The sequence below is a fragment of the Xanthomarina sp. genome (assembly GCF_035306705.1).
Classification (GTDB): Bacteria; Bacteroidota; Bacteroidia; order Flavobacteriales; family Flavobacteriaceae; genus Xanthomarina.
The window spans coordinates 1-15,243 of the sequence record NZ_DATGNO010000151.1; the positions used below are offsets into that span (position 1 = coordinate 1).

At 35.6% G+C, this 15,243-nt stretch carries 12 protein-coding genes; all 12 read left to right on the forward strand.

The features are described 5' to 3' along the window. Nucleotides 1–270 precede the first annotated feature (270 nt). The 12 genes from VKY47_RS12350 (at nucleotide 271) to VKY47_RS12400 (ending at nucleotide 15,213) form a co-directional block, all read left to right on the forward strand. Nucleotides 271–777, forward strand: a complete 507-nt coding sequence (locus tag VKY47_RS12350; RefSeq protein ID WP_324313120.1) for a hypothetical protein — start codon at nucleotides 271–273, stop codon at nucleotides 775–777. Between the two features lie 128 nt (nucleotides 778–905). Further along, nucleotides 906–1,679, forward strand: a complete 774-nt coding sequence (locus tag VKY47_RS12355; protein WP_324313121.1) for a hypothetical protein — start codon at nucleotides 906–908, stop codon at nucleotides 1,677–1,679. Nucleotides 1,680–1,886: 207 nt separating this feature from the next. Continuing rightward, nucleotides 1,887–4,472: a type I restriction-modification system subunit M gene (locus VKY47_RS12360; RefSeq protein ID WP_324313122.1), complete on the forward strand. Its 2,586-nt coding sequence runs from the start codon at nucleotides 1,887–1,889 to the stop codon at nucleotides 4,470–4,472. Between the two features lies 1 nt (nucleotide 4,473). Then, nucleotides 4,474–5,670, forward strand: coding sequence for a restriction endonuclease subunit S (locus tag VKY47_RS12365; RefSeq protein ID WP_324313123.1), 1,197 nt, complete (start codon nucleotides 4,474–4,476; stop codon nucleotides 5,668–5,670). Nucleotides 5,671–5,699: 29 nt separating this feature from the next. Beyond that, nucleotides 5,700–8,837: a type I restriction endonuclease subunit R gene (locus tag VKY47_RS12370; RefSeq protein WP_324313124.1), complete on the forward strand. Its 3,138-nt coding sequence runs from the start codon at nucleotides 5,700–5,702 to the stop codon at nucleotides 8,835–8,837. A gap of 67 nt (nucleotides 8,838–8,904) precedes the next feature. Next, a complete protein-coding gene (locus tag VKY47_RS12375; RefSeq protein WP_324313125.1) occupies nucleotides 8,905–9,402 on the forward strand; it encodes a hypothetical protein in 498 nt (165 codons plus the stop codon). A gap of 98 nt (nucleotides 9,403–9,500) precedes the next feature. After that, nucleotides 9,501–9,644, forward strand: coding sequence for a T9SS type A sorting domain-containing protein (locus VKY47_RS14465; protein ID WP_414731228.1), 144 nt, complete (start codon nucleotides 9,501–9,503; stop codon nucleotides 9,642–9,644). A gap of 367 nt (nucleotides 9,645–10,011) precedes the next feature. Beyond that, entirely contained in the window at nucleotides 10,012–11,067 is a 1,056-nt protein-coding gene (locus tag VKY47_RS12380) for an alpha/beta hydrolase (RefSeq protein ID WP_324313126.1), read from the forward strand. Further along, the gene (locus VKY47_RS12385; protein WP_324313127.1) at nucleotides 11,067–11,573 is read left to right on the forward strand and encodes an RNA polymerase sigma factor; all 507 of its coding nucleotides are present in this window, start codon (nucleotides 11,067–11,069) and stop codon (nucleotides 11,571–11,573) included. The genes VKY47_RS12380 and VKY47_RS12385 overlap by 1 nt, the downstream gene beginning before the upstream one ends. A gap of 4 nt (nucleotides 11,574–11,577) precedes the next feature. Next, nucleotides 11,578–12,234: a hypothetical protein gene (locus VKY47_RS12390; RefSeq protein WP_324313128.1), complete on the forward strand. Its 657-nt coding sequence runs from the start codon at nucleotides 11,578–11,580 to the stop codon at nucleotides 12,232–12,234. Between the two features lie 164 nt (nucleotides 12,235–12,398). Continuing rightward, a complete protein-coding gene (locus VKY47_RS12395) occupies nucleotides 12,399–13,124 on the forward strand; it encodes a hypothetical protein (protein WP_013552049.1) in 726 nt (241 codons plus the stop codon). A 929-nt stretch (nucleotides 13,125–14,053) separates the two neighbouring features. Further along, nucleotides 14,054–15,213 (forward strand): IS3 family transposase gene (locus VKY47_RS12400; RefSeq protein ID WP_414731227.1). Its coding sequence is split into 2 segments (ribosomal slippage): nucleotides 14,054–14,285 and nucleotides 14,285–15,213, totalling 1,161 coding nucleotides; the frame shifts between segments, so codons are not numbered across the junction. The last annotated feature ends 30 nt before the right edge of the window (nucleotides 15,214–15,243 follow it).

Sequence of the window (15,243 nt, forward strand, 5' to 3'; positions counted from 1 at the left end):
AACTGAACGAAATTTTAGTAGAAAAAGAGAGAGGATTATCAATGTTGTCGAAGTCTAAAGCTTCACCGTGTATACTAACCTTAATTCTCTCTTTTGTGCTTTCTGATTATCTAATAAATTTAATGAATTGTAAACTTAAGATGTGTATAATTCATTGCTAGTTATAGCTTACTTACGAAAGTCCTCGCGGACTTTCTATCCGTGATTTATTTGCTAACTTTAGTGCTTAAACACGCAACGAAATCATACACTAGACCGTTAGCTTTTATTATGAAAGATATCCGAGACTACTCAATAGAAGAATTTTCAACCTTTTCAGCCGATTTCATGTCAAAAAATATTGGAATGAAACAAAATATTAAAGAAAACATTATTCTAAAAGCTCATGTTATTAGTGAATTTACCTTAAACTGTTATATCGAATCAATATCTAAATCAGGTAAATTAAATATGTTCAAACAGAATATAACATATTCAAAGAAAATTTTTTTGGCGGAAGAATTCGGAAATTTACCTGTTGAAATTATTGAGATATTAAAAAAATTAAATAAAATTAGAAACGAATATGCTCATAGGTTGATTTTAGACAATGAAAAGCTTGAAAGCCTTTATCATCAAATAATTAAATTGCATAATAAGAACAATCAAAGTATAATTCTAAATAAAAACGATATTATCGAGTATTTCAAAAACACCTCATATCTACTATCTTACATCAACGGATATATATTTGGACTTTATAAAAAAGAGAAAAACAAAAGCCAAAACCGCATTTAAGCTATAGCTTGATCAGTCTACACTTGGAAAATCCTTTGTGTTTTCCAAAGCCAGTTTTCATCAGCAAAGGTCTGTACTGAAACAGGCTACAGCTCGTGCAAATCAACGACTTAAAACATTTGAGTAAAATGAAGCATATCAAAAAAAGGTTCTTTTTCGATTATAAAGAAAACGAACTAAACCTTAATGAACATCATGTTGATTTTTACAAGTTCGATGATGAACATGAAAAAAAATTAATTGGTAAAAAAGGTTCTGTAGCTTTTCTAGAGCTAGAAGATGAGCAATATATTGGTGGTATAGTGAATAAAATAGATGGGAAAAACTTCATTATACCAATACCAGACCCAACATTAATTTATTTTCATAATGCTCAAACAAGTTTGAAACTCATAAGTAGTGACAGAAAGGAATTATTAAAAAAATTGAGTTTCGAAGGAAAAATTCCTGAAACATCTATCAATGAAATTTACAACTACTTTGGTAGAACTAGTGGTTTTGTGATTTTCTTATTTACAGCAATGGAATCTTTTATTAATCAAATGATTCCAGATGACTTTAGATATGAAAATGAAATGACTAGAAAAACTGAAATTTATAATAAACTTCAAATTCAAGAAAGTATAGACTTCAAAACAAAAATCACTAAAGTATTAAAAGCTGTTTCAGGTAAAGACTTTTTCCAAAAATCAACGCCTTCAAATCAACTTATTTATAAACTCAAAGACTTTAGAGATGAAATAATACATACTAAAGATGATGGTGAGATAATGAAATATGATAAACTAATAGATAATGCCTTAAGGTTTCCATATGAAAAATCACTAATTGCCGTTGCAAAGTTCATGAATTATTATAAACCTGAATACATTGTAGAATGTGGTTGTGGTGCTGATTTTTAAACTATAAAAACATTCCACACCCCCAAATCAATATATATTCCTATTTTTATACTTTCACAAAAATTACAGTACGCCAATACCAAATTAATATAGAATCCCTGATTGCCAAATACAATAACAAAACAACCTAATCAAACATACCTAAAAAGAGTATAAAGAAAGTTCACAATCATGTTGTGAGTTTCTAATTATAAATATCCAATTACAATGAACAAACAACAACTAGCCGCCAAAATTTGGGAATCTGCAAACCAGATGCGTTCTAAAATTGAAGCTAACGAATACAAGGATTACATTCTAGGCTTCATCTTTTACAAATACCTATCAGAAAAACAACTGCAATTTGTACGAGAACAAGATTTTACTGAAGAAGACATACTGGCACTTAATGAAGACAATACCGATGCTGTAGACTTTATAAAGAAAAACATCGGGTACTTTATAACTTACGATGATTTATTCAGCACCTGGATTAGCAAAGGAAAAGATTTTGACGTATCCAATGTACGAGATGCCCTATCGGCTTTTAGCCGATTGATTAGTATAAAACACAAAAAGTTGTTTGACGGTATTTTTAATACACTAGAAACAGGTTTAAGCAAACTGGGTGAAACGGCAGGAAAGCAAACCAAAGCTATTAACGACTTGCTGCACCTTATCAAAGACATCCCTATGGATGGCAAGCAAGACTACGATGTACTAGGCTTTATCTACGAATACCTGATTAGTATGTTTGCTGCAAACGCAGGGAAAAAAGCAGGGGAGTTTTATACACCGCACGAGGTATCGGTTTTAATGTCAGAAATCGTATCAGACCATCTCAAAGACCGTAAAGAAATACAAATTTACGATTCCTGTAGTGGTTCTGGGTCCTTATTGATTAATATAGGTAACAGTATTGCAAAGCATATGGATGATAAAAACAACATCAAATACTACGCACAAGAACTGAAACAAAACACCTATAACCTAACCAGAATGAACCTGGTAATGCGTGGTATGTTGCCGGAAAACATCCAAACTAGAAATGGAGATACGCTAGAAGACGACTGGCCATACTTTGATGAGAACGATCCTGTGCATAGTTATAATACGCTGTATGTAGATGCTGTAGTATCTAATCCACCATACTCACAAAAATGGTCACCAGATAACAAAGAAACAGACCCAAGATATTCGCGTTTTGGACTAGCACCTAAAACCAAAGCCGATTTTGCATTCTTACTACACGATTTATACCACTTAAAACCAGATGGTATAATGAATATCGTGCTACCGCACGGCGTACTCTTTCGCGGCGGTGCAGAAGGCAATATACGCAAGCAACTGATAGAGCATAACCATATAGACGCTATAATTGGCTTGCCTTCAGGTATTTTTTTCGGTACAGGTATTCCAACTATTATTTTTGTACTCAAACAAAAACGTTCTAATACTGATGTGCTTATTATAGACGCTTCAAAAGGATTCATTAAAGAGGGTAAAAATAACAAACTACGTGCTAGTGACATCAAGCGTATTGCCGATGCGGTTCGCGACAGAGAAACAAGACCTAAATTCTCTAGAGTGGTATCTCGTGATGAGATACGTGACAATGAATACAACCTCAACATTCCTAGATATGTTGACTCATCACCAGGTGCCGAAAAATGGGACATCTATGCCTCTATGTTTGGCGGTATTCCAGTCAATGAAATAGACGAACTCAATACCTATTGGAAGGCTTTTCCAGGTTTACGCGATGCCTTGTTTCAAAGAACCACAGACGTAAATGCGCGACTTCAAGTAGATAATATAACAGAAACAATTACAACACATAAGGACGTTACCGCCTTTGCGAAAGCGTTTAAGGAGGCTTTTACAGATTTCGAGTCCTACCTTAATAATCGTTTATTAAAGCAAATAGAGCAAGTCAAAATCAATAAAGAAAAAACAATCTTAAGTAATGATATCTTTAAGCGACTAGAAACCATTCCGCTTATAGATAAATACCAAGCCTACCAACTGCTAGATGATAGATGGGATACCATTAATGTAGATTTAGAAATCCTACAAACCGAAGGCTTTGATGCCACACGTGTGGTAGATCCTAATATGGTAATAAAAAAGAAAAACGGAAAAGATGTAGAAATACAAGAAGGTTGGAAGGGACGCATCATGCCTTTTAACCTCGTGCAAGAACATTTTTTAACCAAGGAGTTAGAAGCTGTAACTACAAATGAAAATCGTCTTATGGCTATTGCTGCCGAAATGGAAGAGCTACTTGAGCAATTTTCCGAAGATGAAAAAGAAGAAGATACCGTAAACGAAGCTAAAACAGGCTTTGTCAATGCTAAAGTCATTGCAGAAGCCAAACAAATTCGAGCCGACCATAAAAAGGATAAAACGCCCGTAACAGATAGCTATGAAGAAAAGATTCTAACAATAGACGATTTAATCACCGAAGATAAAAAACTAAAAAAGCAGATTAAAGAAGAGCAAGCAGCCTTGCAAATGCTAACCAAAAAAACCATTGAAAATCTAACCGATGCACAAGCAAACGACTTACTAGACCAAAAATGGATTAAACCTGTAGTTATAGCAGTACATCATTTACCGAGTTCGATTATAGAGTCACTGTCACAAAAGCTTCAAACTCTCGCAGAAAAGTATGCTACCACCTACTCGCAAGTAGCTAAAGACATCAAAGAAGCCGAAAACTCGCTGGCTGGTTTATTAGGCGAGCTTACAGGTAACGAGCACGATATTAAAGCACTTACCGAGTTTAAGAACCTTTTAAAAACCGAAGCATAATATGGAAACACAAAATAAAAGTCCAGAAGTACGGTTTGAAGGGTTTACGGTGGAGTGGGAAGAAAAGGTGCTAGGAGATTATGGAAAAGTCTCAATGAATAAAAGAATATTTAAATCTCAAACTTCCAACGAAGGTGAAATTCCATTTTACAAAATTGGAACATTTGGAAAGCAACCTGATGCTTTTATAAAGAGAGAATTATTTGAAGAATATAAAAAACTATATCCATATCCTAATGTTGGTGATATATTAATTTCAGCTTCTGGAAGTATTGGTCGTACCGTTGTATACAAAGGAGAAGAAGAATATTTTCAAGATTCTAATATAGTATGGTTAGAACACGAAGGTAGTTTGGATAATTCTTTTCTTAAACAATACTATTCGATTATAAAATGGTATGGTCTAGAAGGGAGCACAATACAACGATTATACAACAAAAATATTCTTGAAACAAATGTTTTTATTCCGCAATTACCAGAACAAAAGAAAATAGGAAATTTATTTTCAAACCTAGACAAATTAATAAAAAACCACCAAACCCAACTCAAAAAACTCAAAAACCTTAAAAAAGCAATGCTCACCAAAATGTTTCCTCAAAATGGAGCAAGCGTTCCAGAGATACGTTTTAAAGGCTTTGATGGGGAATGGGAGCGTAAAAGTTTAGACGATATTTGTGATACATATTCTGGTGGAACTCCATCGGTTGGATATAGAGAGTACTATAATGGCAAAATACCATTTATAAGGTCTGGTGAAATCAACAGTAACAAGACTCAATTATTTATTTCAGAAAAGGGACTCAAAGAATCCTCTGCCAAACTAGTAGATAGAGATTGTATTCTATATGCTTTATATGGAGCTACTAGTGGCGAGGTTGGAATATCAAAATTAAGTGGTGCTATAAACCAAGCGATACTAGCTATTCAACCCTATGAAGGATATAATAATATATTTATTAGTGAATGGTTGAAACGGGAGAAGAAGAATATTATAACAACATATTTGCAAGGTGGACAAGGTAATCTATCTGGTAACATTATAAAAAGTCTCATTCTTGATATACCTAATCAAACTGAACAAGAAAAAATAGGCGACTATTTCAAAAATCTTGATGACCTAATAGAAAACCATAAAGAACAGCTAAACAAACTCAACAACATCAAAAAAGCCTGTCTTAATAAATTATTCGTCGCTTAATACCAACCCAACCAGTACCATTTATAACTATGCTATTTAATAGAGAAAGTGATTTTGAAAAAGCCTTAATAGAAGCCTTAACTAACAAAGGCTGGGAAAGCGAGGTTCTTAAAAACCCAACAGAAAAAGATTTGCTTAATAACTGGGCAAGCATTCTTTTTGAGAACAACCGCGATATAGACCGCCTTAACGATCATCCACTCACAGAAGGCGAGATGCAACAAATCCTAGAGCAAGTCAACACTTTGCGCACGCCCCTGAAATTAAATGGGTTTATCAACGGTAAAACGGTAGCCGTTACTAGAGATAACCCAAAAGACACCTTACATTTTGGTAAGGAGGTTAGTCTTAAAATCTACGACCGACACGAAATTGCGGCTGGGCAAAGTAGGTACCAAATAGCACAACAACCACAATACAAAAGCAAATCGAATATCCTAGGCGACCGTCGTGGCGATTTGATACTACTCATTAACGGGATGCCACTCATACACATCGAGCTTAAAAAAAGTGGTGTACCGGTAAGCCAGGCTTACAACCAGATAGAAAAGTACGCCCGCGCTAATGTGTTTACAGGGTTATTTTCCCTCGTTCAAATATTTGTCGCTATGGAGCCAGAGCAAACCAGGTATTTTGCAAACCCGGGGCCAGAGGGTACATTCAATAAAGACTTCTATTTCCAATGGGCAGACTTTAATAACGAGCCCATCAACCATTGGAGCGATATCGCAACCTCTTTACTGTCCATTCCTATGGCACATCGTCTTATAGGCTTTTATACCGTACCAGATAATTCAGATGGCATACTTAAAGTCATGCGTAGCTATCAGTATTATGCGGCAAATGCCATAAGCGATAAAGTGGCTAAAACAGACTGGCAAAGCAAGCAGGCACGAGGTGGTTTTATATGGCATACTACAGGGTCTGGTAAAACGATGACCAGTTTTAAAAGTGCCCAGCTTATTGCCAACTCTAAAGATGCAGATAAGGTGATATTTCTAATGGATAGAATTGAGCTTGGTACGCAATCTTTAAAAGAATATAGAGGCTTTTCAGACGATAATGAAGACGTGCAAGCTACAGAAAACACGGGCGTTTTAGTCACCAAATTAAAAAGTGACGATCCTGCAAATACGCTAATTGTCACTTCCATTCAAAAAATGAGCCTTATTAATGATGAAGATGGCGGACTTAAAGCAGCAGATATTGAGATAATGAACAGCAAGCGCATCGTATTTATTGTCGATGAGGCACACCGTTCCACCTTCGGCGATATGTTACTCACTATCAAAGAAACCTTTCCCTGGGCAATTTTCTTCGGTTTTACGGGTACGCCTATACAAGATGAGAATCAAAAGAAAATGAATACCACGGCAACCGTTTTTGGCGACGAGTTACACCGTTATAGCATAGCAGATGGTATTCGTGATAAAAACGTTTTAGGTTTCGACCCTTACAAGGTGTTAACCTATAAAGATAAAGACCTCCGTACCGCTGTGGCTTTAGAGAAAGCAAAAGCAAACACGGTTCAAGAAGCCTTGGACGACCCTAAAAAGAAAACAATCTTTTTAAAGTATATGAATGAAGTGCCTATGGCTGGCCAACTATCAGATTCAGGAACATACAACAGTGGAATAGAAGATTTGTTACCGAGTTCACAATACGATCGAATCCAGCATACACATACCGTAGTACAAGATATTCTAGAAAACTGGTTAATCTTAAGTCAAGGCGGAAAATTTCACGCCCTATTTGCAACACACAGCATACCAGACGCTATAAATTATTACCGCTTATTAAAAGCGACAAAACCAGACCTAAAAATTACAGCACTATTTGACCCAACCATTGACAATAATGGTCATTCAGCATATAAAGAGGACGCACTAATTGAAATTATAGAAGACTACAACGCGCAGTATAATCAAGATTTCAAACTGGCCAATTTCGGGAAAATGAAAAAAGATATAGCCTCCAGATTATCTCATAAAGCCCCCTATTTAAGAATTGCAGCAGAACCAGAAAAGCAACTGGATATCCTTATTGTGGTAGATCAAATGCTAACAGGCTTCGATAGCAAATGGATAAACACACTCTATTTGGATAAACAAATGGCATACGAAAATATCATACAAGCCTTTTCGCGTACCAACCGGCTTTTTAAGCGTGATGAAAAACCACACGGCACCATACGCTATTACCGAAAGCCACATACTATGGAGCGCAATATAGACGCCGCTATAAAATTATATTCAGGAGATAAACCTACAGGCCTATTTGTAGAACGTCTGCCCTATAATCTCAAAGCAATGAATGCTGTTTATGATGATATCGCAGAACTTTTTAGCCTGGCAGGAATAAACAACTTCGAAAAACTGCCTGCTGATTTGTCAGAACGGGGTCGTTTTGCAAAACTGTTTAATGAGTTCAATGCCTTCCTTGAAGCCGCAAAAATACAAAGTTTCACTTGGAATAAATTAGAATATACCTTCGGCACAGATAAAGGTAAGGATAAAGAAGTCATAACAGTAGCGCTAGATAAGTTGACGTATGATATCCTCGTACTACGTTATAAGGAATTGCTAGGCAATGGCAGCGGAGGCGGTGGAGATATAGACGTCCCTTATGAAATTGAAGGTCATATTACAGAAATCGATACAGGTAAAATCGATGCCGATTATATGAACTCCCGCTTTGAGAAGTATCTAAAAAAGCTTAATAGCAAAGATATCAGCAAAGAAGAACTACAGCAAACACTCGACGAGTTACACAAGTCTTTTGCCTCTCTAACACAAGAGCAACAAAAGTATGCCAATCTGTTCCTGCACGATGTACAACGCGGTAATGCCAAATTAGAACCAGGCAAAACCTTAAAAGACTATATCACCTTATATCAATTCAATGCGAAGAACGACCAAATACGTAAAATAGCAACGGTTTTAGGCTTAGATGAATCCCGTTTACGCGGAATGATGGATTCCGGGCTTACGGCAAAAAGCATCAACGAGTACGGCAGATTCACACAACTAAAAGAAACCGTTAACAAAGAAAAAGCCAAAGCCTATTTTGAAGAAACCGAAGGAGAAAAAATGCCGCAGTATAGAGTGAATATCAAAGTGGATGCCCTTTTACAGAAATTCATTCTAGAAGGCGGATTTGAAATATAAAGAAGCCAAGAAGTCAAATCATAATGTAAAAACAACATAATAAATTAAACCATCTAACACGTATATTATGACAGATATATTTCTTAATGAGAAATTGAAAGCAAGCTATATGCAAGACTTTAATAGTTTACTCAAAAACGATGTAAAGTTTTGGGAAATAGACACGGAATTTTTGAAAGAAAAATTAATTAACATCAATGATAATAAAAACATACAAACCATAGATTGCAGATATGGGATTCAAGGCCCTGATGATTCTTCTTCATATCTTACCTTTGCTTTCACAAAACAAGTAGAACTTAATATATTTCGTTCGATACTTCCAGAATTATTACGTGACTTTAATATAAATAGCGCTGAACAATCCACATGTTTCTATCAATATTCGAAACCTAGAGACAATCGTAACCATAACCCAAAATCCAAAATATACGGAATGAGCTGCCGTGATAATAAAGATCACTACAGAATAAATGCTATCAGAATTAATTTAGACACTCTTGATGATGCCATTAAAAAGAGGTTTTGGACAGAAATATCCTTGTTATTATCTGGATTGAAATAGAAAAGGATATTAATATCATAAGAATACCCCCGCTCCCGCGCGATTGCATCGCGTGGTAAATAAACCCCACTCCACCCTACACTTCAATTAACACCTTTATTAACACCAAAAGCGGTCAAGAAGTACAAAACAGCACCACCACTAATCAAATCGATATTTCAGCTTTAGAAAACGGTTTATACGTCCTTAACATAAAGTCCAATAACAAAACCCAAGTAGAAAAAATAATCAAAACAAACTAAAATGGAATGACAAGACCACAAAAAACAAGGCTATAAGCACTTTACGGGTAACAATAATGTTTATTCAAACATAATTACTATTTTAGCATCAGTACAACAAAACACTACATAGTAAGCCATATAATAAGCACTTTTAAAAGATACCATAAACCTACCATAACCAGTTTTATTTACGGGATAAGAGTAGTAAAAGTTATTATATAACGAGTTAGGTGCAAGCGTAACAGACGACCGTGCTAAAAACAAACTGACGGAAGAAATTCAACCCACCTTACCTGACAGTCTAAAAAAAACTTCCTGACAGTTGTGATTTTTGGAAAGGACTTGCGAATAATTGGATAAACAAGTTTTACTAAAAAATCGCAAAATGAAGAATTTTAAAATTTATGCTTTTCTAACCTTCCTTTTTTTAGGATGTACTTCTGTTTCCGCTCAAAGTATGTTGGATTTGTATTTCGGTGGCAACAAAGACAGCTTGACAAATGAAGCTACAAAACTAATTCATATACCTGAACCGACATTTAAGCCTATAACCCAACCAACAGGACTCAACCCCGAAGCAATAGCTGATATGGGTTTTGAACAGGTTTACAAGTCTGAAACCCGCTATTTTACGGTAAGAGATAACAAGCGGATTTTTGCTTACAAATTTCCCAATCGTTCTGAAAATACAATTGTCCTTATTCACGGAGTGGCAAGCAGTGCTTATCTGTATAACAAAACGGCAGGACTGTTACAGGAAGCAACCCAAGCCGAAATTTATGCTATTGATTTACGTGGACACGGACAATCGGACGGTAATAGTGGAGATGTTGATTATATCAATCAATATGTTGATGATTTGGCAGACATCATTAAAGAAATCCGCAAAGAGAAACCCAATGGAAAAATCATCATTGCAGGACATTCTATGGGTGGCGGTGTGGCTTTACGCTATGCAATGGAAAAGCAATATGAACAACCTGACGGTTTCTTACTTTTCGCACCACTAATCGGGCATAATTCACCTGCATTTTCGCAAGGACAAACCACCGAAAACAAAGCCGAAGAGCCATTTATGAAAATACATATTGAGCGAATAATTGGCTTGACTATGCTCAATGAAATAGGCAATCACGATTACGACAGTTTACCTGTGCTGTTTTTCAATTTGCCTGAAGCTGTTCCTTTGAGAAAGTATAGCTATCGAGCAAATAAAAGTACGACACCTGATGACTATGTGGCAGGGCTGAAAGCAGTTGATAAACCAATGCTTGTTTTAATGGGCAGCGAAGACGAAGCATTTTCTGCATCAGCCACAAAAGAAGCCGTTTTGAAAAACAGTAATGGGGGAATTCAGATAATTGACAAAACTTCTCATAATGGTGTAAGACATAATGCACAATCTTTTATTTTTATCAGAGATTGGTTTTCAAAATTGTAATGGACAAACAAGAGCAACAACAATTTTTTCAAGAAATTATTGAACAGCATAAAGGCATTTTGTTTAAGGTTGCCCGTGTGTATTGCCCAAACGAAAGCGACCGACAGGATTTGATACAGGAAATGATGATACAGATATGGCAATCCGTTCACAAATACAACGACCAATTTAAAATATCAACGTGGTTGTACCGCATTTCCTTGAATGTAGCCATTTCGTTTTTTCGGAAAAGTACAACAAGAGCAAACAGATTTACTGTACTGAACGAGCAAATGACAGAAACAATAACCGAAGACAAAGCGGAAACGGAACAACAACTGAAATTATTAGAGCAATTTATCTACGAATTAAAAGAGCTTGACAAAGCCCTGATGATATTGTATTTGGAAGACAAAAGCCACGCTGAAATTGCCGAGATATTAGGTATGTCAATAAGTAACGTAGGCACAAAAATTGGACGTATAAAAGAGAAATTAAAAACACGGTTTTCACAACAAACACCATAAAGAAATGAACGAATTGGAAATAAAAGAACTTTGGCAAACCACCAATGAAAAATTGGAGGAAAGTTTTGTGATAAACAGGAAAAACACGGAAGATATAACCCGAATTACGGTTCATAATTTATTAGGTTCAATGAAGCCAATTAAATATTTCGCTCTATTGGTTGGTATTTTATGGGTTGGTATCGGGGGAATATTTTTGAGTTCAATTTATTTAAACTCATTTTCAGAAGCGAATAAGTTCTTTCTCTTTTCAGCATCTATTCAGGTGGGGCTTACCGCTATGGCATTGTTTACTTATCTCTATCAGCTAATCACAATTTATCAAGTAGATATAACAGACCCAATTATAAGGACACAAGAGCAATTGGCAAGACTAAAAACATCAACGCTTTGGGTAACTCGTATCCTCTTTCTTCAACTTCCTGTTTGGACGACCTTTTGGTGGAACGAAACTATGCTAACAGATTGGAGTATTTTGCAATGGATAGTGACATTGTTTTTTACTCTTTCATTTACTCTTATTGCTATTTGGCTATTCTTCAACATTAAATACGAAAACAGAAGGAAGAAATGGTTTCAGCTCATTTTTAGTGGAAAAGAATGGACACCATTAATGAAATCTATGGAACTATTGGAGCAGGTGGAAGAATACAAAGACTAGAACGCCAGCACCTAACAGCGTGTATGTGGCAATAGCGGATGAAGTGGTAAATCTAAGTTCTGTACTTTTAATTAACTTTGTGCTAAACGGACAGGAAAGTGCTTCTAATCCGCTACTGCACATACACGCAAAACGTTAGGCTTTATTAAAAACGAACATATAGAATGATACCAGCAACATTTATAAATTACGCATCGGATACACTTGCAGAAACTCACGAAGGACTTTCTGGAAGTCGAATTGCTGAATATTGTTCAGCATATGCAATCGATTTTGAAGTTGACATTCCATTTCCTGAATATCCATTTCCTTCTGAATTACCAAATAAAAGAACTGCATTACGTGAGAATTTAAAAGTATTTAATCCATCTCAACAGTTCAAAATAATAAAAGAACTTTCCGAACTTCCGCATTTTGAAAATAACGCTGGAGTAAAAGATTTGAGAATTAAACTAATATCAAGATACGGAGCATTAGGAGAAGGAAATGCAAAAGAGGAAATTAATGAATCTTTAATTGAAGAAACTCAACATTGGCTTTCTGAATATCCAGATGCCTTAAAACTCTATAATGAATGTTTGGAGAAACATTCAAATGGAATTCATCAAAGGAATTTATTGGACGATTTAAGACTTTCATTGGAAACGTTACTCAAAAATGTGCTTGAGAATAATAAATCGTTGGAAAATCAAATTGCCGAATTAGGAAAGTATATTAACGAAAGAAATGGCTCGAAAGAATTGAATAATATGTTTTTAAAACTTATCGACTACTTTTCGAAATATCAAAATACTTATGTGAAACATAATGACGATGTGAATGAAAATGAAATTGAAATCACAATTGAAATGGCAAGTTCATTTATGAAATTTATAGTTAGAATAAAATAACAAAGCCTAATCGAGTAGACGGCCGTGAGCATTAAGCCCACGGTGCGCCTCTCACACCACTCCCGATAGCTATCGGGATACGGGTCTCGTATACGGCGGTTCGCAACCCATCTTTCCAATCGCTCTTTACAACAATTGGAACTATTTCGTACTTTAAGAAAAGGCTACAGATATTTCCGTTCCTTATCTAATTTCCGAAAGGATTGCGTTCAGTCCTTCCCCAATTGTGAGGCCTATGCAGTTTTCTGCACCTCGTTTCCTTTAGGTACTATGACCTCTGCTGACTTCTCCATTATACCAACTCGTAGTTATAGAGACCTCCCCAGGTAATGGCATCTTCTTTCCCTCGATTCCTGCCGTATCTACATAAATGCACTTTTGGTATTCTTGGGGCGTTACAATGATGTGGTTGCTTACCCGCGCATATATGCCTCTGTATACGGTTCCTGTTCGTCAGTACCGAGTTTTGTAGTCTCGCTTTCTTCAGATATGACCTCACGGTCAACACCATTGCGACTTACTAATGCTTCCAGACGTTACTCCAGCGCATAAGGGACTTGCACCCTATAAATTAATATCTTACTTTGCAGTAAGGTAAAGATGCCCATACTGGGCACACACAATGTATAAGCATAATGCGGGATTTATTGCTAAATTGAACATTTCGTCACGTAATAAAATTTTGGATAAAATGAAAGTCTCGTCTTCGAAAACCCGCACTACGCTTATACTTGACCGTTCGGTAACATATACAAATCATACTAAAATTGAAAGAAGAAGAGAAAAGTAGCAAATGGAAACTTGACAAAATTACTTATGAAAAAATTCAGGAATTATTAAAATTTGCTGATTTTATTTCTAATCTCGAAATTACATGGAATGTCTAGTTTTGTTGGTACTTTATTAAGTGAATAAATTAACTTAGCAAAATGGGTAGAATAATTTATGATCAAAATTTTAAAAAGACACTGGTTGAGCTGTTAAATTCAGGTAAACCGGTTAAGGAGCTCACCAAGGAGTTTGGTGTTAGTCAAGCTTCCATCCATAGATGGGACAAAGAATTTAATAACAAAGGAACAAACAGCACCAACAAGGAGGAGACACTTAAAATAAAAGCTCTGGAGAAGGAATTAAAGGATGTTAAATTAGAGCGCGACATATTAAAAAAGGCGGTAAGCATCTTTTCCAAGAGCGACAAGTAATGTACCGGTTCATTAAATTTAATACCGGTCTATTTCCTGTTGAAAAGATGTGTAAGTGTATGAGGGTTAGCAAAAACGCCTATTATACTTGGCTACGTGTTGGACAATATAAGCGTCAGAAAAGTTCTATTTCTCATTTGAAATCAAGGGTTGCAGCTATTTTTAACGATAGTAATCAAGTTTATGGTAGTTTACGTATCCAAAAATCATTGGAACGTGAGGGCCTTGTTTACTCAAGATCCTATATCGCTTTAATTATGAAAGCCCTGGGTTTAAAGAGCGTACTGAGCAAAAAGTTTAGAGTTTGCACAACCGACTCTAACCACGCTTTTGCGCTAGCAGATAATGTGTTGAATAGAAACTTTAAGAGCACGCTGTTAGGTGAAAAATGGGTGTCTGACATCACCTACATAAAAGTTGGCAGTCAATGGAATTACCTTACTACTATTTTAGATTTAGCAGATAGAAAAATAGTGTCCTGGGTATTAACTGAAAATATGGATACAGAAAACACCGTTTACAAAGCTTGGCTACAGGCTAGAAAGCATAGAAATATAACTAATAACCATATTTTCCATTCCGATAGAGGCGTGCAATATGCCTCAAATAAAATGACAAACATTTTAAGCTCCAGTAAAAAGATAAGACAAAGTATGAGCAGAAAAGGAAATTGCTGGGACAATGCTGTTGCAGAGAGCTTGTTTAAAACAATAAAGTACGAATGTACTAATAGATATGTTTTCAATTACTATTTAGATGCTTACAGGGTAATTGAACGCTACATCAAATGGTATAATTGTAAAAGACTTCATTCTGCTTTAGACTATAAATCTCCAATGGAGGAGGAAGTAGAATTAATAATGAAAAATAATAAAAATGTAGCTTAAAAAATAGTACCAAATTTATTAGGTAGTCCA

Coding starts and splice junctions, on each gene's coding strand:
- VKY47_RS12350 (WP_324313120.1), top strand. CDS start 271: ATGAAAGATATCCGAGACTACTCAATAGAAGAATTTTCAACCTTTTCA.
- VKY47_RS12355 (WP_324313121.1), top strand. CDS start 906: ATGAAGCATATCAAAAAAAGGTTCTTTTTCGATTATAAAGAAAACGAA.
- VKY47_RS12360 (WP_324313122.1), top strand. CDS start 1,887: ATGAACAAACAACAACTAGCCGCCAAAATTTGGGAATCTGCAAACCAG.
- VKY47_RS12365 (WP_324313123.1), top strand. CDS start 4,474: ATGGAAACACAAAATAAAAGTCCAGAAGTACGGTTTGAAGGGTTTACG.
- VKY47_RS12370 (WP_324313124.1), top strand. CDS start 5,700: ATGCTATTTAATAGAGAAAGTGATTTTGAAAAAGCCTTAATAGAAGCC.
- VKY47_RS12375 (WP_324313125.1), top strand. CDS start 8,905: ATGACAGATATATTTCTTAATGAGAAATTGAAAGCAAGCTATATGCAA.
- VKY47_RS12380 (WP_324313126.1), top strand. CDS start 10,012: ATGAAGAATTTTAAAATTTATGCTTTTCTAACCTTCCTTTTTTTAGGA.
- VKY47_RS12385 (WP_324313127.1), top strand. CDS start 11,067: ATGGACAAACAAGAGCAACAACAATTTTTTCAAGAAATTATTGAACAG.
- VKY47_RS12390 (WP_324313128.1), top strand. CDS start 11,578: ATGAACGAATTGGAAATAAAAGAACTTTGGCAAACCACCAATGAAAAA.
- VKY47_RS12395 (WP_013552049.1), top strand. CDS start 12,399: ATGATACCAGCAACATTTATAAATTACGCATCGGATACACTTGCAGAA.